Origin of the sequence: Paracoccus sp. SMMA_5_TC, from assembly GCF_009696685.2 — a bacterium.
In the GTDB taxonomy this organism is placed as follows: domain Bacteria; phylum Pseudomonadota; class Alphaproteobacteria; order Rhodobacterales; family Rhodobacteraceae; genus Paracoccus.
The window spans coordinates 1623610-1643744 of sequence record NZ_CP102355.1 but is presented as its reverse complement, the minus strand read 5'-3'; the positions used below and the strand labels follow the sequence as shown (position 1 = coordinate 1643744).

The following is a 20135-nucleotide window of genomic DNA, read 5'->3' as shown; positions in this document are numbered from 1 at the left end:
TAGGCGCTTGGGGCGCTGCTCGCAAGCGGCTCTAGCGTCCTCCGGGTCGTCCGGGACGGGCATGGCGCGGATCCGCGGCACCCTCTTCGATATCGATCGGCGCGGCGCTGGGGCCGGCTGAAAAGCGTTCGATAAGCGCATTTTCCAACTGCCGGTTCAGGTCACGGCTGAGCCTGACATATTCGGGATTTTCGTGCAGAGGCACACCGGGTTTCCAGACTTCTGCCAATTGCCGCAAATGCGCACGGTCCATCCGGTAGAAGATACGTTCCAGCTCTGATGCCTCATAGGGCGAAAGCCCCAGCTGTTCCAGCGCATAGCGGCCCGCGCGCAGGGAACTGTCGAAGGTTTCGCGCACGATGTGATCTGCCCGTGCCGCATAAAGCTGGAACACGTTCACCCTGTCGCGCGCCCGGGCGATGATGACGATATCGGGGCGTTGTTCGCGGGCGAAACGCACAAGGCGCAGGTTCGATTCCGGATCGTCCAGCGCCGCCACCAAAACGCGCGCCTTGCCCAGGCCGGCTGCAGCAAGGATTTCGGGTCGGGTCGGATCGCCGAAGTAACCCTTGAAACCAAAGCGACGCATCAGCTGGATCACCTCGAGGTCATGATCCAGCACCGTGGTCTTGTAACCCGACATTGTCAGCAAACGGTTGACGACCTGACCAAATCTGCCAACCCCGGCAATGATGATCGGTTGCTGCTCGGCGATTTCGTCGGGGGGCAGGCTGGCGCGGTCCTCGGCAATGCGTCGGGTGATGAAGTCGGACAGGATGAACAGCAAGGGTGTCGCCAGCATCGACAGCGCGATCACCAGCAGAAAGCCCTGCGCCAGCGGCTGGGGCAGGATCGCCAGCGAAACCGCATAGGAAATCAGCACAAAGCCGAACTCCCCCGCCTGGGCCAGCGACAGCGTGAACAGCGTGCGGTCGCGCGCGCGCAGGCCGGTGGCACGCGCCACCGCATGCAGCACCAGCGCCTTGGTGGCGATCAGGATGAAGGTGACGCCCAGGATGGTTCCGGGCCGCTCGAACAGCAGCCGCAGGTCCATGCCCGCGCCCACGGTGATGAAGAACAGCCCCAGCAGCAACCCCTTGAACGGGGCAATCTGGCCTTCAAGTTCGTGGCGCAGCTCTGACCCCGCCAGCATCACCCCGGCCAGAAACGTGCCCAGCGCCGGCGACAGTCCGACCATTTCCATCATCGAGGCGATGCCGACCACGATCAGCAATGCCAGCGCGGTATTCAGTTCGTTCAATCGCGCCGCATAGACATAGCGAAACATCGGCCGCACCAGGAACTGGCCGATCAGCACCACCGCCGCAACTGCGGCCAGCGTCACCAGCGCCGCGCCCCAGCCCGGCAGGCTGTGCATGAAGGCCGCGCCCATGTGTTCCTCGTCAGCGGCCAAGGCAGCGCGCGTGGCCAGCAAGGGCATGATGGCCAGCATCGGGATCACGGCGATGTCCTGGGTCAGCAGCACCGCAAAGGCGCTGCGCCCGCCCGGCGTCTGCATCAGCGACTTTTCCGACAAGGTCTGCAACACGATGGCGGTCGAGCTGAGCGACAGGATCATCCCCAGCGTCAGCGCCACGCGCCAGTCCTGACCCAGCGCCAGCGCCGCCAGCGACAGCAGGGCCGTGGTGCCCAGAATCTGCATCCCCGCAAGACCCAGCAGACGCTTGCGCATCTGCCACAGCGCCTGCGGTTCAAGCTCGAGCCCGATCAGGAACAGCATCATCACCACGCCGAATTCGGCAAAATGCTGCAGGTCGGCCATTTCGCCGGCAGATCCGGCAATGCCCAGGGCCGGGCCGATGACGATGCCTGAAATAAGATAACCAAGGACCGACCCGAACCCCAGTCGCGCAGAAAGCGGCACTGCGATCACCATTGCCAGCAAGTAGACAGTGGCGGTCGGCAGAAAAGCTTCCATCAGCGCCCGTCCAGCATCCGCAACTCGCGCACCTGCCCGGCCTTGACATAGGTGATACGACCGTCGCCGATCGAATTGATGGTGCCGCCGTCGATGCGGTCGCCCAGCCGGACAGTGACCACCCGGCCATTGCGCAGGCGGATCAGGGCCCGGCTGGCGTTGCCGGCACCGATGATGCCGATGATCGTCGTGCGGCCCAGATCAATCCCCCGCGACTGGGTCGCCGCCTTTGCCACCGTGGCAGACGACGAACCGCGCGACAGTGCGGCCGCAGCGATTTCGGGTTCGTTATCCACTTCGGGCGGACGATATTCCTGTCGACGGGCGCGGGCGGCACGCTCCTCGGCTTCGGCCTGGGCGCGGGCACGGGCCTCGGCCTGGGCGCGGGCCTGAGCCTCGGCGCGGGCATCGGCAGCAGCGCGGGCACGAATGCGGGCCTCGGCCTGGGCTTGCAGCTGTTCGTCCAGCGCCCGACGCGCGGCCAGTTCCGCCTCGCTCGGTCCGGGGGCAGCGGCAGGCGCGACGGGCGCGGCCGCAGCCGCTGCGGCTGTCGCATCGCCGGGCAGGGTCGTGGCAGGGGCTGCCGCATCCGGTGCGGGCGCAGGGCCGGAGCGGTTTTCGCTGCGGCGCGGCGGGATCGCCGATGATGTCAGGGCCGAAAGTTGCACCGCCCCCGGGGTCGATGGCGAGGCCTCGACGGCCGCAGCGATTGCCGCCTCGACGGCACCGCCCGAAAGGCTGGCGGCGCTTGCCGCAGCCGAACCCGCATTGCCTGCGGCATTGCCGGGTCGCGGCCGCGGGCGGGCCGATGCACGCAAAAGCCCGCCCGAATCCCGGGCGGGCGTGGCAGCACTTGCGGCCCGTTCGGGGCGATCAGGCGGCGGCGCATTCGCAGCGCGCACAGCGGCATCGATGGCCGCAGGCTGCCCGGCATCGCTGGCGGTCGCAGGTGCGGCGCCCGTCAACGGTTTGCGCAGGGGCCGCGCCTGTGCCCATCGCGTTGTTTCCTGGATCGGCGCCACCGTCATCACAACATGCAGGCGCAGATCTTGCGCAAGGGCGCGCAACTGGGCGCGCTCTTGCGGGGTCAACAGCTGCGCATCATCCTGTTGCGCCGGAGGCAGCTCGGGCATCGAGCCTTCCGGCCGCTGCGGGGGGCGCCCGCTGGCCGCAACGGGCCCGCGCGGTTGCGCCTGCGGTTCTGCCGCGGCAGGCTGGCCTTGCGCGCCGCCCTGGGCTTGCGGCTGGATCACGGCCCGACGCGCAGGTGGGCGCGTGCCCGCCAGTATCTGCGGCTGGCGCTGGCTTGCCTCGTAAGGAATGGGGTTTCCAGGCACCCGCGGCGCGCTATCTTCACGCGGAACCGATGTTTGCGGGGCGCTGCGACGCGGTGCGACCTGTGGCCTTGCCGAGCGGCTCAGGCCGGGGCTGGCAGCCGCTACCTGCCGCGAGGTGGCCGCAGCTTGGGTCGCGGGCGCCGAACGCGGCCGCGCCGCCTGGCTGGCGCGCGGCTGTGCCGTCACCGGCGTTTCTGCCTGGGCCGCGCGCGCAGGCGCGGACGGCGGGGCACTTGCACCGGGTGCGGAAGCTGCGGACGCCGGCAAGGGTGTCGCCGTTTGTTCCGGGGTGGCGGTTTGCGCGGGCGCCGCGGGGGACTGGGCCGGTGCCGGCAGTTGTGCGGCCTCTGCCCTGGTCTCTTGCGCGGATGGCGCCGGCGTCACCGGCTGCGACGGCGTATGCGCAGCAGGGGGCACCACCGCGGCGGCCACGGCGGCGGCCGCAACCATGACGCGCCGACGCTCGGCCTCGGTCAGGGCCGAAGGTGCGGGCGCCTGGGACGGCGCAGCCTCGGCGGATTGCGAAGATGAGGACGGCGCAGGGGCATCCACCGTTGCAGAAGCCGCATCTGCGCCAATCGGGGGGGCAGGTTCCGTGTCCGCCAGAGGGGTATTCTCGACAGCGTCGGCTTCGGGTGCCGCAATCGCAGCCACCTGTTCCGGCATCTGCCGATCTCGTGGTCCGAGAAATGCCCATATCAGGACCAGCCCCAGGACCAGAGCCCCCAGCATCGCGACCAGCCCCGTCAGCCCGCCGCGCCCGGTCGTCGGCACCCGGCGGCCGGCCGCATCGGCTGCACCCAAGGGGCGCGCCCGCAGAACCGCGGCTTCGGTATCCGGCTGCTCGGCGAAGTGGGGTGTTGCATCGCCGGCCGGGGCCGGTTGCGGCACCTCAAGCGGAACGGTCGGCGAGGGCGTCGGCAGCGCCGAGTGATCCGTCAGCGGATGAGGCGGTATGCGCGTCACCACAAGATCGCCCGCAACAACATGATCGGGTTGCGCGGGCGCCGCGTTCTGGGCGGCATCGGCGGGCACGGCCTGGTTAACGCCATCGGCCCGAAGATCCAGATCCGTATCCGCGACTGAATCCTGCGAGGGGGCAATGGCTGCGGCGGGCGTCGGCCCGGCCTCTTCGGGCAAGTCCGGCAGATCGAAGCGGGGCGCAGCGGGAAACTGCTCGGGCGCTGGATCGGCACTGTATTGCTGGGCCGCAAAACCATACTGCTGCGCGAAATCGCGCGCCTCGCGCAGGGTCTGACACGCCACGGCAGCGACCCGCACCTTTTCCCCCTGCCCCGCCCAATCAAAGGCCAGTTCGGCCACCGGATAAGGGGTCAACCCATCCAGGGCCCTTGCAACCGCCTGACCGCGCCCCGGCCCCTCGGCAACGGCAAGGTCTGTATAAAGGATCTGGTCATCGGGAATGATGACCGTGACGGGCAGCGCCGCGGCGCTTGACTCCGCCCCCGCCATCGAACGCAGTCGCATCAGTTCCTCGCGGAACGAGGCCGAGTCGAAATCGACCGAGCCGAGATGCCGCCACGCCTGCGGCCGAACCACCGCACCAAGCGCGGGTCGCTCCCGCCGTTGCAGATGCACGGCATCCTCGCTGAAGGACAGGGCATATTCGGTGACGGGATCCAGCGACATCAATGGGCTCTGCTCTGCGGTTGCGGCGCCTGCGCGCGTTCTTATGTTCTGTTTCACCGACTAACCCAGATCACGCAGCGTGAAAAGCCAAACACCGGATTGTGAGGCAGCCAAATGCGATTTCGCGGGTTATATCCACCCTATCGATAGCGGCACGGCACCATGCCGCGCCTCAAGGAGTTGAAAACACCTCATGTCCCGATTTCGTCCGCTTCTGACCGCCGCCACCGTGATCGTCCTGGGCGCCTCGCCCCTGATCGCCCAGCCTGCAAGCCCGGTGACGCCGCCTCCGGCCCCGATGGGACATGCCGCCATGAAACACCACGCCCCCGCCGCCCGCCTGACCGTGACCGGCCAGGGCCGATCGACTGCGCAGCCCGACATGGCGCGCATCGATCTGGGCGTCAGCACCCGCGCCGCCACCGCGGCCGAGGCGATGAGCCAGAATTCGGCCGCGCAGGCCAAGGTCATCGAGACGCTGAAGGCCGAGGGGATCGAGGCGCGCGACATCCAGACCTCGGGGCTGAACCTGTCGCCGGTGATCGAATATGCCCAGGACCAGGCGCCGAAACTGACCGGCTATGCGGCGCAGAACACGGTGGCCGTCAAGGTGCGCGACATCGCCGGGCTGGGCGCGGTGCTGGACAAGCTGGTCGCCTCGGGCGCCAATGAAATCAGCGGCATCAGCTTTTCGCGCGAGGACATGACCGAGGCCGAGGATAAGGCCCGCGCCGACGCCGTCGTCGATGCCCGCCGCCGTGCAGAAATCATGGCCGAAGCCGCCGGCATGCGGCTGGGCCGGCTGATCGCCCTGTCCGAGGGTCAGGATGCCCCGCCCCCGCGGCCGATGGCGATGATGGCCGATGCCAAGGCATCGGGCGGCGCACCGATCGAGGCCGGCGAACTGTCGATCAGCGCCAGCGTCACCGCCGTCTATGCGATGCTGCCGGCCGACGCCCCTGCCGAGGCCGAGGATGAGCCCGCGCCCGAGGCACCGCCGGCCAACTGAACCGACACTGAACCCAGATAATGGCCGGCGCGGCGATGATGCCGCGCCGGCATTTTGCCGTCAGCCGGTGGCGGCGGCCAGCGCCTGGTCCAGATCGGCAATGATGTCGGCCGGATCTTCGATGCCGATGGACAGCCGCACCACATCCGGTCCGGCGCCGGCGGCGATCTTCTGTTCGTCGGTCAGCTGGCTGTGGGTGGTCGATGCCGAATGGATCACCAGCGACCGCGCATCGCCCAGGTTGGCGACATGGCTGAACAGCTTGAGATTGTCGACCAGCCGCACCGCCGCGTCATAGCCGCCCTTGATCGAAAAGGTGAACAGCGCCCCGCAACCCTTGGGATAGACGCGCCGCGCGGTATCGTTCCAGGGCGAGGAGGCCAGCCCCGCATAGGTCACCGACATCACGCGCGGATCCTGTTCCAGCCACTCGGCCACCTGGCGGGCGTTCTCGACATGCCGCGCCATGCGCAGGCCCAGGGTCTCGATCCCCATCAGCGTGTAATGGGCAGCCTGCGGGTTCATCGTCATGCCAAGATCGCGCAGCCCGATGGCGATACCGTGGAAGGTGAATGCCAGCGCGCCGAAGGTCTGGTGGAACTTCAGCCCGTGATAGGCCGGCTCGGGCTGGGACAGGCTGGGAAACCTGTCCGAGGCCGACCAGTCGAAACGCCCCGAATCCACCACCACGCCGCCGGTCACGGTGCCGTTGCCGGTCATGTATTTCGTCAGGCTGTGGACAACCAGCGTCGCCCCCAGTTCGATGGGCTTGCACAGATAGGGCGTGGCCAAGGTATTGTCGACGATCAGCGGCAGGCCAAGTTCGTCGGCAACCGCAGCCACCGCCGGAATGTCGGTCACATAGCCGCCGGGGTTCGAGATCGATTCGCAAAAGATCGCCCGGGTGTCGCCGTCCACCGCCGCGCGCAGCGCCTGCAGATCGTCGAAATCGACGAACTTGCACGACCAGCCAAAGCGGCGGATGGTCTGGCTGAACTGGGTGATGGTGCCCCCGTAAAGCCGGGTCGAGGCGATGATGTTGCGCCCCGGCCCCATCAGCGGGAACAGCGCCATGATCTGCGCCGCATGGCCCGACGAACAGCAGACCGCACCTGCCCCGCCCTCCAGCGCGGCGATGCGGGTTTGCAGGGCCGCCACGGTCGGATTGGTCAGGCGCGAATAGATATAGCCGACCTCTTGCAGGCCAAAGAGCCGCGCGGCGTGGGCCGCATCCTGAAAGACATAGGCCGTGGTCTGATAGATCGGCACCTGGCGCGCGCCGGTGGCCGGATCGGGCGCGGCGCCCGCATGAATGGCGTTGGTGTCGAATCCCCAGTTGTCGGACATGGAAACCTCGTGTGTTGGTCGCGGTGAGACTGGCGCATAAGCGTCGACAACGCCACAGAAATCGGGAAGCGGCAGGCCAGGGCATGATCCCGTCGGCCTGGCCCTGCATCCGCAGGATGGCGCAAGCGCCCGCACGCACCCCCGGAAAGGAAACCGTGGCCAAACCGCAACCATCACGTCATGATGGGCCTATCCTGCCCTCTGGCTGCCCTCTGGACCGAACCGCCCATGACCGATACCGCCCCGCAAACGCGACACCATGCTGAACGGCTGGATGATCGCGCCCTGGATCTGCTGTTTCGCAACGCCCGCAGCTACAACCGCTACACCGACCGGCCGGTCAGCGAAGCGACCTTGCGCGACGTCTGGGAACTTGCACGCCTGGGCCCGACGTCGGCCAATTCATCGCCCGCGCGGATCGTGTGGTGTTGCAGCGCCCAGGCCAAGGCAGATCTGGCGGCAATGGCTTCCTCCGGCAATGCGCGCAAGATCCTTGCGGCCCCTGTCACCGCGATCATCGGCATGGACCTGGAGTTTTGCGACAAGCTGCCGATGCTTTTCCCCCATGCCGACGCCCGCCCATGGTTCTCGGGCAATGACAGGACGATCGAAATGCACGCCCTGCGCAATTCGTCCCTGCAGGGCGCCTATCTGATGCTGGCGGCGCGGGCGCTGGGTCTGGACGCCGGGCCGATGGGAGGATTCGACGCCAAGGCGGTCGAGGCGCGGTTTTTCCCGGGCGGGACGGTGCGCGCCAATTTCATCTGCACATTGGGGTATGGCGACCCGACCGGGCTACATCCGCGGCTGCCGCGCCTGTCTTTCGACGAGGCCACCCGTCTGGCCTGACAGCCGATCGGAAACCGCCCGAAAAAGCTGTGCGGCACCGGCTGCGGCCATATGCTGCCCCTTGGTGTCGAGCAAATGCCCGAACCGGCCGCAAAACTCCGGCCAGTCGATCCGCTGCACCCTTGGAGACATGCCCCGCTGGATACGGCCGAATCGGGCCAGAAACCGTTCCCGTCCTGGCGCAGGGCAAGCAGCAGGCAAATGCGCATCGTCAGGCGCGCTGCGAGGCCGTGAAAAAGGAAAGCAAGGCGAAATGCACCGCAACCCGCGCAAGCGCCGGCCATTGCCACGCCGCAGGCTGCTGCCTGAAATTCGCAATACTTTCAATGATTTATGGTGCGGTCGAGAAGACTCGAACTTCCACTCCGGTTAGGGAACAGCGACCTCAACGCTGCGCGTCTACCAATTCCGCCACGACCGCATCTTCGCAGGCTTGGGTCTATTAGACGGTTGCGGGACGGATGAAAAGGGGCATTTTCATCCGCCCGGCCATCATTCGGCCGCCACGGCCGCCTGCGGGGTATAGTTCAGGATCGGCGCCAGCCAGCGCTCGGCCTCGGCCGGGGTGATCCCCTTGCGCGCGGCGTAATCCAGAACCTGATCGTGCTCGACCTTGGCGACACCGAAATAATAGGCGTCGGGATGGCCGATATACAGGCCCGATACCGAAGCCCCGGGCCACATCGCCATGGATTCGGTCAATTCGACACCCGTGGCCTCAGTGGCATCCAGCAACCGGAACAGGGTCAGCTTTTCGGTATGGTCGGGTTGCGCAGGATAGCCCGGCGCCGGACGGATCCCGGCATAAGGCTCGCCGATGAGTTCCTCGGGGGTAAAATCCTCTGTGGCATAGCCCCAATACTGCTTGCGCACGCGTTCATGCATCATTTCGGCAAGGGCCTCGGCAAATCGATCGGCCAGTGCCTGCACCAGAATGGCCGAAAAGTCGTCATGCGCGGCCTTGAAGCGGTCGGCAATCGCCTGCTCTTCGGCACCGGCCGTCACCACAAAGCCTCCGACATAATCCGGTTGTCCGACAGGGGCCACGAAATCGGCCAGGGCCACGTTCGGGCGACCGTCGCGCTTGGGCACCTGCTGGCGCAGGGTATGCAATACCGCCAGTTCCTTCTGGCGATCGTCTGCTGTGAACAGCCGGATGTCGTCGCCGACCCGGTTGGCCGGCCAGAAGCCAATCACCGCGCGCGGCGTGAACCAGCCTTCCTCGATGATCCGACGCAACATGGCCTGGGCATCGGCAAACAGCGCCCGCGCGGCCGCGCCCTGGGTCTCGTCCTCAAGGATGCGGGGATAGACTCCTTTCATCTCCCATGTCTGGAAAAATGGGGTCCAGTCGATATAGCGGGCAATCTCGGCCAGGTCGAAATCATCGATTACACGGGCACCCAGGAACTGGGGTGTGCGCGCCTGATAGGCGTCCCAGTCGATGCGCAGCGCATTGTCGCGCGCAGCCGCAAGCGACAGGCGCTTCTTGTCGGCCTCGGACCGGGCGTGGCGATTGGCCACATCCAGATATTCGCTGCGGATGCTGTCAAGGTAGGCCGCCTTTTGTCCCGACAGCAGGTTGCCCACCACGCCCACAGCGCGGCTGGCGTCGGTCACATAGACCGCCTGGCCACGCGCATAGCGGGGATGGATCTTGACGGCAGTATGCACCCGGCTGGTGGTCGCGCCGCCGATCAGCAGCGGGATGTCGAAGCCCTCGCGCTCCATTTCCGCCGCGACATGCACCATTTCGTCCAGCGAGGGCGTGATCAGGCCCGACAGGCCGATGATATCGACCTTTTCCGCCCGCGCCACCTCTAGGATCTTGGCCGCAGGCACCATCACGCCCAGGTCGATGATCTCATAATTGTTGCAGGCCAGAACAACACCGACGATGTTCTTGCCGATGTCATGCACGTCGCCCTTGACCGTTGCCATCAGCACCTTGCCGGCGCTGGAGGCCCCGCCAGCCTTTTCGGCCTCCATATGGGGCAGCAGATGCGCGACGGCCTGTTTCATCACCCGCGCCGATTTCACCACCTGCGGCAGGAACATCTTGCCGGCGCCGAACAGGTCGCCGACCACGTTCATCCCCGCCATCAGCGGCCCTTCGATGACATGCAGGGGACGTTCCGCGGCCAGTCGCGCCTCTTCGGTATCCTGTTCGATATATTCGGTGATGCCGTTGACAAGGGCGTGTTCCAGCCGCTTGTCCACCGGCCAGCTGCGCCAGGCCAGATCCTTTTCGCGCGCCTTGGCCCCGCCTTCGCCGCGAAAGCGCGCAGCGATTTCCAGCATGTTTTCGGTCGCGGTTCCCCCGCTCGCAGGGCGGCGGTTCAGCACCACATCCTCGCAGGCCTCGCGCAGTGCCGGATCGATCTGGTCATAGACCGCCAGCTGGCCGGCATTGACAATCCCCATGTCCATCCCTGCCTGGATGGCGTGATACAGGAATACCGCGTGCATCGCCTCGCGCACGGGTTCATTGCCGCGAAAGCTGAAGCTGAGGTTCGACACCCCGCCCGAGACATGCACATGCGGCAGCGTCTGGACGATGCGCCGCGTCGCGTTGATGAAGTCCAGCCCGTAGTTGTCGTGTTCCTCGATGCCGGTGGCGACGGCAAAGATATTGGGATCGAATATGATGTCCTCGGGCGGAAAGCCGACCTTGTTGACCAGCAGTTCATAGGCGCGGGTGCAGATTTCCACCTTGCGGTTTTCGGTATCGGCCTGGCCGGTTTCGTCAAAGGCCATCACCACCACCGCCGCGCCATAGCGCCGGCACAGGTCGGCCTGCTGCAAGAAAGCGGCCTCGCCCTCTTTCAGGCTGATCGAATTGACCACCGCCTTGCCCTGGACGCATTTCAACCCGGCCTCGATCACCTCCCATTTCGAGCTGTCGATCATCACCGGCACGCGGGCGATGTCGGGCTCGGCGGCGATCAGGTTCAGGTAATCGACCATGGCCTGACGGGAATCGATCAGCCCCTCGTCCATGTTCACATCGATGATCTGGGCGCCGTTTTCGACCTGGTCGCGGGCCACGTCCAACGCCGTCGCATAGTCGCCATTGGTGATCAGCTTGCGGAACCGGGCCGAGCCGGTGACATTCGTGCGCTCGCCCACATTGACGAAGGGAATGTCGTCGGTCTTGGTAAAAGGCTCCAGCCCCGACAGCCGCAGCCGCGGTTCGACCTGCGGGAGCGGGCGGGGCGGAAATTCGGCGACGGCCCGGGCAATGGCGGCGATATGTTCGGGGGTCGAGCCGCAGCAGCCGCCGACCACGTTGATCAGCCCCTCGCGCGCGAAATCGGCCACCTGCCGGGCCATGTCCTCGGGCGATTCGTCGTATTGGCCCATCTCGTTGGGCAGGCCGGCATTGGGATAGGCGCAGATCAGCGTGTCGACGACCGCCGAGAGTTCGGCCAGGTGCGGCCGCATCGCCTCGGCCCCCAGGGCACAGTTCAGGCCGAAGGTGATCGGCTGGGCGTGGCGCAGCGAATACCAGAAGGCGGTCGGCGTCTGCCCAGACAGGGTGCGGCCGGACAGATCGGTGATCGTGCCGGAAATCATGACCGGCAGCCGCAGATCGATGTCGGCGAACACCTCTTCGCAGGCGAAGACCGCGGCCTTGGCATTCAGCGTGTCGAAAATGGTCTCGATCAGGATCAGATCGGCGCCGCCATCGATCAGGCCGCGAATCTGCTGGGCATAGGCCGCGCGCAAATCGTCAAAGGTAACCGCGCGATAGCCCGGATTGTTCACGTCCGGACTGATCGAGGCGGTGCGGTTCGTCGGCCCGACCGCGCCCGCCACCCAGCGCGGACGCCCATCCTCGGCGGTGGCACGGTCCAGCGCGCGGCGTGCCAGGCGCGCGCCGTGATAGTTCAGGTCATAGACCGCTGATTCCATGCCATAATCTGCCTGGGCGATGGTCGTGGACGAAAAGGTGTTCGTCTCGACGATATCGGCCCCGGCCATGGCATAGCGGTAATGGATATCCTCGATCGCCTGCGGCTGGGTCAGGTTCAGCAGGTCGTTGTTGCCCTGTTGCGGGTGATCGCCCGAGGCAGGCGGGTGGCACCCGCAACCGCAGCCGGTGCCATGGCCGCGAAAATCGGCCTCGGCCAGTCCCAGCTGCTGGATCTGCGTGCCCATGGCGCCATCCAGGATCAGGATGCGCTGGCGGGCAGCATCGCGCAGGGCGGCAAAGACGGGCGAAACAGGCAGGGTCATGGCGGTATCCGGGTCTGATGAAGGCATCTGTATACAGCGCCTGCGGCTTTTAGTGAAATTCATCATGCGCACAATCATCATGCGCAGGATTCATGATCTGCCGTTTCTCTTGCGGCGCTGCTGGCTTCGGCCTATCTGCCAGCCATGACCGAATGGATTACCGCACCCGGCCTGACCGAATATGCCGATGCCGTCGCCCTGATGGAGGCGCGGGCCGCCGCCATTCACGCCGGCGAGGCCGACGAACTGGTCTGGCTGGTCGAACATCCGCCGCTTTACACCGCCGGGACCAGTGCGCGCCCCCAGGATCTGCTGGCCGCGCGCTTTCCGGTCCATGCCAGCGGCCGCGGCGGTCAATATACCTATCACGGACCCGGTCAGCGCGTGGTCTATACCATGCTGGACCTGAACCGGCGCGGGCGCGACGTGCGCGCCTTTGTCCAGAGCCTGGAAAACTGGGTCATCGACGCGTTGGCCGAATTCAACCTGCGGGGCGAGATCCGCCCGGGGCGCGTCGGGGTCTGGATCGCCCGCCCCGACAAGGCCCGGCTGGCCGACGGTTCGATGCGCGAGGACAAGATCGCCGCCATCGGCGTCAAGCTGCGCAAATGGGTCAGCTTTCACGGCATTTCCATCAATGTCGAACCCGACCTGGAGCATTATTCCGGCATCGTTCCCTGCGGCATTCAGGGCCATGGCGTGACCAGCCTGGTCGATATGGGCCTGCCTGTCGGCATGGCCGAGCTCGATCTGGCCTTGCAGCGCAACTTCATGCGCCATTTTCCGCCGCTGGCGGGTTGATCACGGAATTTTTGCCGGAATCTAGATGCAGCTTTTCCTTGCTGCGGCGTTTTGGCTGTGTTCGGATGCCGGCCAGCGTGATAGGCCTTGCGCCCGCATCGCCCGGGCCGATTGTCCCGGCAGCAGCCAATTTCGGAGGAGCCGATATGAAACTCAGTATCTACGCCACTCTGGCCACCGTTGCCCTCGCCCTGCCCGCGGCCGCGCAGGACGCTGGCGATCCGGCCAAGGGCGAAAAGGAATTCGCCAAGTGCAAGGCCTGCCACATGGTCCAGGCCCCCGATGGAACCGACATCATCAAGGGCGGAAAGACCGGCCCGAACCTTTATGGCGTCGTCGGCCGCAAGGCGGGCACGGCCGAAGGCTTCAAATTCTCGAACGCGCTGATCAAGCTGGGTGAGGCGGGCGAAATCTGGACCCCCGAGGATCTCGAGCATTACATCACCGATCCGAACAAGTATGTCGAGGAAAAGGTCGGCGACAAGTCCCTGAAAACCAAGATGACCTTCAAGATGGCCAAGAACCAGGCCGATATCGTCGCCTTCCTGGCCCAGCATTCGCCCGACGCCGGCGCTGGCGCGGCAACCGCTGCCGAGGCCCCGGCCGAAGCCGCCGAGGGCGAAGCCGCGGCCGAGGGCGCACCGGCCTCGAACTGACGACACCTGTCGTTCGCAGGACACAACTGCGCCTCCGCGGCCACAAAGGCCCCGGTGGCGCATTTTTTACTAAGCACCGCGCATTGCGAGGGGTATGATTTCGGTCTAGAAACGGAACCGAGTCCGTCGGCCGGCCCGGCCGGCCCGCCGCACGATTAGGGAGTCCACGCATGGCAGACGCAGCCGTTCACGGCCACGGAGACCATCATGACACCCGCGGGTTCTTCACCCGCTGGTTCATGTCAACAAACCACAAGGATATCGGTATCCTTTACCTGTTCACGGCCGGCCTCGTCGGCCTGATCTCGGTATGCTTCACCGTCTACATGCGGATGGAGCTGCAGCATCCGGGCGTGCAATACATGTGCCTGGAAGGTGCGCGCTTCATCGCCGACGCATCGGCCGAATGCACGCCGAACGGCCATCTGTGGAACGTCATGATCACCTATCACGGGGTGCTGATGATGTTCTTCGTGGTGATTCCGGCACTGTTCGGCGGTTTTGGCAACTATTTCATGCCGCTGCACATCGGCGCGCCGGACATGGCCTTCCCGCGGCTGAACAACCTCAGCTACTGGATGTATGTCTGTGGCGTGGCGCTGGGCATCGCGTCGCTGCTGGCACCGGGCGGTTCGGACCAGCCGGGTTCGGGCGTGGGCTGGGTTCTGTATCCGCCGCTGTCGACGACGGAATCGGGCTATTCGATGGACCTGGCCATCTTTGCCGTCCACGTTTCGGGGGCCTCGTCGATCCTGGGGGCCATCAACATCATCACCACCTTCCTGAACATGCGCGCCCCGGGCATGACGCTGTTCAAGGTGCCGCTGTTCGCATGGTCGGTGTTCATCACCGCCTGGCTGATCCTGCTGTCGCTGCCGGTGCTGGCCGGCGCCATCACCATGCTGCTGATGGACCGCAACTTCGGCACCAACTTCTTCAACCCGGCCGGAGGTGGTGACCCGGTGCTGTATCAGCACATCCTGTGGTTCTTTGGCCACCCCGAGGTCTATATCATCATCCTGCCCGGATTCGGCATCATCAGCCATGTCATCTCGACCTTCGCGCGCAAGCCGATCTTCGGCTATCTGCCGATGGTCCTGGCCATGGCGGCCATCGGGATCCTGGGCTTCGTGGTCTGGGCGCACCACATGTATACGGCCGGCATGTCGCTGACCCAGCAGGCCTATTTCATGCTGGCGACCATGACCATCGCCGTGCCCACGGGCATCAAGGTGTTCTCTTGGATCGCGACGATGTGGGGCGGCTCGATCGAGTTCAAGACCCCGATGCTGTGGGCCTTTGGCTTCCTGTTCCTGTTCACCGTCGGTGGCGTCACCGGCGTGGTGCTGAGCCAGGCGCCGCTGGACCGCGTCTATCACGACACCTACTACGTCGTGGCGCACTTCCACTACGTGATGTCGCTGGGCGCCGTCTATGCGATCTTTGCCGGTGTCTACTACTGGATCGGCAAGATGTCGGGTCGCCAGTATCCGGAATGGGCGGGCAAGCTGCACTTCTGGACCATGTTCATCGGGTCGAACCTGATCTTCTTCCCGCAGCACTTCCTGGGCCGTCAGGGCATGCCGCGCCGCTACATCGACTATCCGGTGGAATTTGCCTACTGGAACAACATCTCGTCGCTGGGCGCCTATCTGTCCTTTGCCTCGTTCGTGTTCTTCATCGGCGTGGTGTTCTATACCCTGTTCAAGGGGCAGCGCGTGAACGTTCCGAACTACTGGAACGAACATGCCGACACGCTGGAATGGACCCTGCCCTCGCCGCCGCCCGAACATACGTTCGAGACGCTGCCCAAGCGCGAGGACTGGGACCGCAGCCACGCGCACTGATCCCCATGCCCTATGCATGGCACATGCAGGCCCCGGAGCAATCCGGGGCCTTGTCTTATAGGCTGGAACTGTGGCCGCACCGATCATTGCCGCCACAGGGGTTTGTCTGGGTAATCGGGCTTACCGCCGGGTTTCTGGCGTTGCCGCTGGTTGCGGTGATCGGACGCACGGCCCTATGGGGGTTGCTGCCCTTTGCCGGGCTGGCGGTCTGGGCGCTGTGGGCGGCCATCCGTCGCAGCTATCGTTGCCCACGCGAGGTGATGGACCTGTCGCGCGACCGGCTGGCACTGCGGCGGAGCGACCCCGGCAAGCCCGACCGCAGCTGGCAGACGAACCCCTATTGGGTGCGCGTCAGCCTGCGTCAGGGCGGCCCGGTCGAGGATTATCTGGTTCTGACCGACGGCAGGCGCGAGGTCGAACTGGGCGCATTCCTGGCCCCCGAGGAACGGGTGGCGCTCAGCGACGAACTCAACCAGCGGCTTGAAGCGCTGCGCCGCTGATGTCGTCCGGCGGGACAGTGCGCCACCCGTCCGAACGGGCCGTGTTGCCCAGTCCAATCCTTTGGATCCCGTTGCGCGGCCGCGCAAGCGCCGGGGTCATTCGTGCCATCTTTTGAGATCATTCAATTCAAATGTTGAACGACCTTGGACAGACAATGAACACTTGCCGAACAAATCACGATTGATGGGGATATTGGCAAGGCAAAGGGCCCGACCAACGGTCGGACCCGGCACCAGGATGACAAGGAAGGGTCAGCCGTCGACGCGGATCACCTTGTTTTCAGGGTCATAGGGGCTGTCCTCGGTCACCACCGCATCCCACAGTTCACGCTGCATCCGCACGCGCAGCCTTGTGCCCGGTTGCGCCAGATCGGGCCGCACATAGCCCATGCCGATCGACTTGCCGAAAGCGACCGACCACCCGCCCGAAGTCAACCGGCCCACCCGGACGCCATCGGCGGTATAAAGCGCCTCGCGTCCCCAGGGGTCGGCATCCGCAGGCCCGTCGATCAGCAGCGTCACGCATTTGCTGCGGATGCCGGTCTGGATCATCGCCTGCTTGCCACGGAAATCCTTGTCCAGATCGACGAACCGGTCGAGACCGGCTTCGAGCGGGGTGGCATCGCGACCCAGTTCGGTGCCGAAGGCGCGATAGGATTTTTCCTGACGCAGCCAGTTCTGCGCCCGCGCGCCCACCAGCTTCATCCCGTGCCTTTCGCCCGCGGCGACCAGTTGATCCCACAGATAGCGGCCGAATTCGACCGGATGGTGCAGTTCCCAGCCCAGCTCGCCGGTATAGGCCACGCGAATGGCACGCACCGGGCACATGCCCAGCTCGATATTGCGCATCGACAACCATGGGAACCGCTTGTTGCCCAGCACGGTCTGCGGGTCGGCGTCGCGAACGATCTCTTTCAGGATGTCGCGGGATTTCGGTCCGGCGATGGCAAAGACGCCCCATTGCGTGGTGATGTCCTGCACGATGATCTGACCGAAATCGGCCTGCTTGTCCTCGGCCGATTTGCGCAGATAGTCGCCGTCGTAATCTGTCCAGGCACCGGCCGAAATCAGGTAATAATCATCCTCGGCCAGGCGGACGATGGTATATTCGGTGCGCGTGGTGCCGGTGTCGGTCAAGGCATAGGTCAGGTTGATGCGCCCGACCTTCGGCAGCCTGTTGGTCGTGAACCAGTCGAGGAAAGCGGTGGCGCCGGGCCCATGCACCCGGTGCTTGCTGAAGGCCGAGGCGTCGATCAGCCCCGCAGTCGAGCGGATCGCCTGCGCCTCGTCTTGCGCGTATTGCCACCAGCCGCCGCGACGGAAGCTGCGCGCGGCGTGATCGTCAAAGCCCGGCGGCGCGTAATAGTTCGGCCGTTCCCAACCGTTGACCTGCCCCATCTGCGCCCCTGCCGCGATCTGGCGGTCATAGGCGGGGGCGGTGCGCAGCGGGCGTGCAGCCTCGCGCTCTTCATCCGGGTGATGCAGGATGAATACGTGTTCGTAGCATTCCTCGTTCTTGCGGATGCCGTATTCGGTGGTCATCCACTGGCCGAAGCGGCGCGGATCCAGCGAGGCCATGTCGATTTCCGCCTCGCCTGCGGTCATCATCTGCGCCAGGTAATGGCCGACGCCACCGGCAGCGGTAATGCCGAAGCTGAAGCCTTCGGCCAGCCACATGTTGCGCAGGCCAGGCGCCGGCCCGACCAGCGGGTTGCCGTCGGGCGTGTAGCAGATCGGCCCGTTGAAATCGTCCTTGAGCCCCACCGTTTCCGACGAAGGGATACGGTGGATCATCGACATGTATTCCTGCTCGATCCGCTCGAGGTCCAGCGGGAACAGGTCGGCGCGGAAGCTGTCGGGCACGTCATAGGGAAAGCGCGCCGGGGCACCGGCCTCGTAGGGGCCCAGGATCCAGCCGCCGCGTTCCTCGCGCACATACCATTTCGCATCGGCATCGCGCAGCACCGGATGTTCGGGATTCCCGGCGGCACGCCAGGCGACAAGTGCCGGATCAGGCTCGGTGACGATGTATTGATGCTCGACCGGGATGGCCGGGATCTTGATTCCCAGCAGGCGCGCGGTGCGCTGGGCATGGTTTCCGGTGGCCGTGACGACATGTTCGGCGCGAATCTCGAACGGTTCGTTGGCGGCGACCAGATTGCCGCCCTTCTCGATCATGCGGTCGCAACTGACGATCCATTCGCTGCCCGTCCATCGATAGCCGTTGACCTGGATCTTGCGTTCGATGCTGGCCCCGGCCATGCGCGCGGCGCGGGCCATCGCCTGCGTCACGTCGGCGGGGTTGATGTAGCCGTCGGTCGGATGAAACAGCGCCCCCTTCAGCCCGTCCACATTGACCAGCGGCCAGCGTTCCTTGATCTGCGCCGGAGTCAGGAACTCATGTTCGATGCCCACCGTTTCCGCAGTCGCGGAATACAGCATGAATTCGTCCATGCGGTCCTGGGTCTGGGCCATGCGCAGGTTGCCGCAACGGGTAAAGCCGGCGTTGAGCCCGGTTTCCGCCTCGAGCCCGGCGTAAAGCTTGACCGAATAATCGTGGATGTGACTGGTCGCGTAGCCCATGTTGAACAGCGGCAGCAGCCCCGCCGCATGCCAGGTCGAACCCGCGGTCAGCTCATCGCGTTCGACCAGCATCGTGTCCCAGCCCGCGCGCGCCAGGTGCAGCGTAATGCCGCAGCCAACTGCGCCGCCGCCGACCACCAGGGCCTTCACATGGGTTTTCATCGCAAGCAACTCCTTTTCGCGCGTAGGCTTCCTTGTCGGATTTCTGACAGAGCAGCTTCGCCTGCGTATCGTATGTGCGACATTTTCACGGCAAAAAGCGACATGACGCATTTTGCCGATGAATCGGACGCAAACGCCCCGGCAGGGCCGGGGCGAAGCTTGCGGGTCACAGCATGCTGGGCAGCACCAGATCCGGCGGCCGATGACCGTCTGCAAAGGTCTTGATGTTGATGATGACCTTTTCGCCCATCTCGACCCGACCTTCATAGGTGGCCGAGCCCATATGCGGCAGCAGCACCACATTGGGCAGCTCGCGCAGGCGCGGATTGATTTCGTGGCCATGCTCGAAAACGTCAAGCCCTGCCCCGGCGATTTCGCCCGCGCGCAGCATCCGGGTCAGCGCGTTTTCGTCGATCACCTCGCCGCGCGAGGTGTTGATGACCACTGCGCTGGGCTTGAGCAGCTTCAGCCGTCTGGCGTTCAGCAGGTGAAAGGTCGAAGGCGTATGGGGCGCGTTCACGCTGACGATATCCATGCGCGCCAGCATCTGATCCAGGCTTTCCCAATAGGTCGCCTGCAATTCGCTTTCGATTTCGGGGCGCAGACGGCGACGGTTGTGATAATGCACCTGCATGCCGAACACATTGGCCCGGCGCGCCACCGCCTGACCGATCCGGCCCATGCCCAGTATGCCAAGACGGCGTCCGCCCAGCCGCCCGCCAAGATGCGATGTGGGCGACCAGCCCCTCCACCGACCGGCCTGCATTTCCGCCATGCCCTCGGGCAGGCGCCGCGTCACGCTGAGGATCAGCGCCAGGGCCATGTCGGCGGTATCCTCGGTCACCACGCCCGGCGTATTGGTCACAAGGATGCCGCGCTGACGGGCGGAATGGACATCCACACGATCGATCCCTGCCCCATAATTCGCGATCAGTTTCAGCTTGTCGCCCGCCTGCGCAAGCATATTGGCGTCGATGTGGTCGGTAATGGTCGACACAAGCACATCCGACACGCGCATGGCCGCAACCAGTTCGTCGCGTTCCATCTTGTGATCGTCCGCGTTCAGCGTGACATCGAACAGTTCCGACATGCGGGTCTCGACCACCTCGGGCAGGCGCCGGGTGACGGTGACCTTCAGACGGGCGCGGATCGATTCTGCGGCTGGCATGGCACTCCCCCTCTGGTTTTGCCGTCCCATCTTCCATATCCGGCCGGC

12 protein-coding genes and 1 tRNA gene are annotated in these 20135 nt (G+C 65.3%); 6 read left to right on the top strand and 7 right to left on the bottom strand.

Features of this window, described 5'->3' with window-relative positions:
* Nucleotides 1–31: 31 nt before the first annotated feature.
* Complete coding sequence (locus GB880_RS08460; RefSeq protein WP_154494478.1) at nt 32–1939, bottom strand: monovalent cation:proton antiporter-2 (CPA2) family protein; 1908 nt, start codon at nt 1937–1939, stop codon at nt 32–34.
* Nucleotides 1939–4926 carry a hypothetical protein gene (locus GB880_RS08455; RefSeq protein WP_263467046.1) on the bottom strand — a complete coding sequence of 996 codons (2988 nt, stop codon included), beginning with the start codon at nt 4924–4926 and terminating at the stop codon, nt 1939–1941. Before GB880_RS08455 ends, GB880_RS08460 begins: the two co-directional genes overlap by 1 nt.
* 193 nt (nt 4927–5119) lie before the next feature.
* Between GB880_RS08455 and GB880_RS08450 the strand changes: the two genes are divergently transcribed.
* Nucleotides 5120–5935: an SIMPL domain-containing protein gene (locus tag GB880_RS08450; protein WP_154493697.1), complete on the top strand. Its 816-nt coding sequence runs from the start codon at nt 5120–5122 to the stop codon at nt 5933–5935.
* A 60-nt stretch (nt 5936–5995) separates the two neighbouring features.
* On the opposite strand, the gene GB880_RS08445 is transcribed toward GB880_RS08450, so the two are convergent.
* Nucleotides 5996–7282, bottom strand: coding sequence for an O-acetylhomoserine aminocarboxypropyltransferase/cysteine synthase family protein (locus tag GB880_RS08445; RefSeq protein WP_154493696.1), 1287 nt, complete (start codon nt 7280–7282; stop codon nt 5996–5998).
* A gap of 228 nt (nt 7283–7510) precedes the next feature.
* On the opposite strand from GB880_RS08445, the gene GB880_RS08440 reads away from it, so the two are divergent.
* On the top strand, nt 7511–8131 hold the full coding sequence (locus tag GB880_RS08440; protein ID WP_154493695.1) for a malonic semialdehyde reductase: 621 nt from the start codon (nt 7511–7513) through the stop codon (nt 8129–8131).
* A gap of 334 nt (nt 8132–8465) precedes the next feature.
* Here GB880_RS08440 and GB880_RS08435 read toward each other — a convergent pair.
* Nucleotides 8466–8552 (bottom strand) — tRNA-Leu (locus GB880_RS08435).
* Nucleotides 8553–8623: 71 nt separating this feature from the next.
* A complete protein-coding gene (metH, locus tag GB880_RS08430; protein WP_154493694.1) occupies nt 8624–12370 on the bottom strand; it encodes a methionine synthase in 3747 nt (1248 codons plus the stop codon).
* Nucleotides 12371–12514: 144 nt separating this feature from the next.
* On the opposite strand from metH, the gene lipB reads away from it, so the two are divergent.
* The 4 genes from lipB (at nt 12515) to GB880_RS08410 (ending at nt 16174) form a co-directional block, all read left to right on the top strand.
* On the top strand, nt 12515–13171 hold the full coding sequence (gene lipB, locus GB880_RS08425) for a lipoyl(octanoyl) transferase LipB (RefSeq protein ID WP_154493693.1): 657 nt from the start codon (nt 12515–12517) through the stop codon (nt 13169–13171).
* Between the two features lie 146 nt (nt 13172–13317).
* Nucleotides 13318–13827 (top strand): c-type cytochrome, encoded by a 510-nt coding sequence (locus GB880_RS08420; protein ID WP_154493692.1) that lies wholly within the window; start codon nt 13318–13320, stop codon nt 13825–13827.
* 170 nt (nt 13828–13997) lie between these two features.
* Nucleotides 13998–15674, top strand: a complete 1677-nt coding sequence (ctaD, locus tag GB880_RS08415) for a cytochrome c oxidase subunit I (RefSeq protein ID WP_154493691.1) — start codon at nt 13998–14000, stop codon at nt 15672–15674.
* Nucleotides 15675–15724: 50 nt separating this feature from the next.
* Nucleotides 15725–16174 (top strand): DUF2244 domain-containing protein, encoded by a 450-nt coding sequence (locus tag GB880_RS08410; protein WP_442793954.1) that lies wholly within the window; start codon nt 15725–15727, stop codon nt 16172–16174.
* Nucleotides 16175–16426: 252 nt separating this feature from the next.
* On the opposite strand, the gene GB880_RS08405 is transcribed toward GB880_RS08410, so the two are convergent.
* Nucleotides 16427–18919, bottom strand: a complete 2493-nt coding sequence (locus GB880_RS08405) for a GcvT family protein (RefSeq protein WP_154493689.1) — start codon at nt 18917–18919, stop codon at nt 16427–16429.
* 166 nt (nt 18920–19085) lie between these two features.
* Entirely contained in the window at nt 19086–20087 is a 1002-nt protein-coding gene (locus GB880_RS08400) for a 2-hydroxyacid dehydrogenase (RefSeq protein ID WP_154493688.1), read from the bottom strand.
* Between the last annotated feature and the right edge of the window lie 48 nt (nt 20088–20135).

Coding starts and splice junctions, on each gene's coding strand:
- GB880_RS08460 (WP_154494478.1), bottom strand. CDS start 1,939: ATGGAAGCTTTTCTGCCGACCGCCACTGTCTACTTGCTGGCAATGGTG.
- GB880_RS08455 (WP_263467046.1), bottom strand. CDS start 4,926: ATGTCGCTGGATCCCGTCACCGAATATGCCCTGTCCTTCAGCGAGGAT.
- GB880_RS08450 (WP_154493697.1), top strand. CDS start 5,120: ATGTCCCGATTTCGTCCGCTTCTGACCGCCGCCACCGTGATCGTCCTG.
- GB880_RS08445 (WP_154493696.1), bottom strand. CDS start 7,282: ATGTCCGACAACTGGGGATTCGACACCAACGCCATTCATGCGGGCGCC.
- GB880_RS08440 (WP_154493695.1), top strand. CDS start 7,511: ATGACCGATACCGCCCCGCAAACGCGACACCATGCTGAACGGCTGGAT.
- metH (WP_154493694.1), bottom strand. CDS start 12,370: ATGACCCTGCCTGTTTCGCCCGTCTTTGCCGCCCTGCGCGATGCTGCC.
- lipB (WP_154493693.1), top strand. CDS start 12,515: ATGACCGAATGGATTACCGCACCCGGCCTGACCGAATATGCCGATGCC.
- GB880_RS08420 (WP_154493692.1), top strand. CDS start 13,318: ATGAAACTCAGTATCTACGCCACTCTGGCCACCGTTGCCCTCGCCCTG.
- ctaD (WP_154493691.1), top strand. CDS start 13,998: ATGGCAGACGCAGCCGTTCACGGCCACGGAGACCATCATGACACCCGC.
- GB880_RS08405 (WP_154493689.1), bottom strand. CDS start 18,919: ATGAAAACCCATGTGAAGGCCCTGGTGGTCGGCGGCGGCGCAGTTGGC.
- GB880_RS08400 (WP_154493688.1), bottom strand. CDS start 20,087: ATGCCAGCCGCAGAATCGATCCGCGCCCGTCTGAAGGTCACCGTCACC.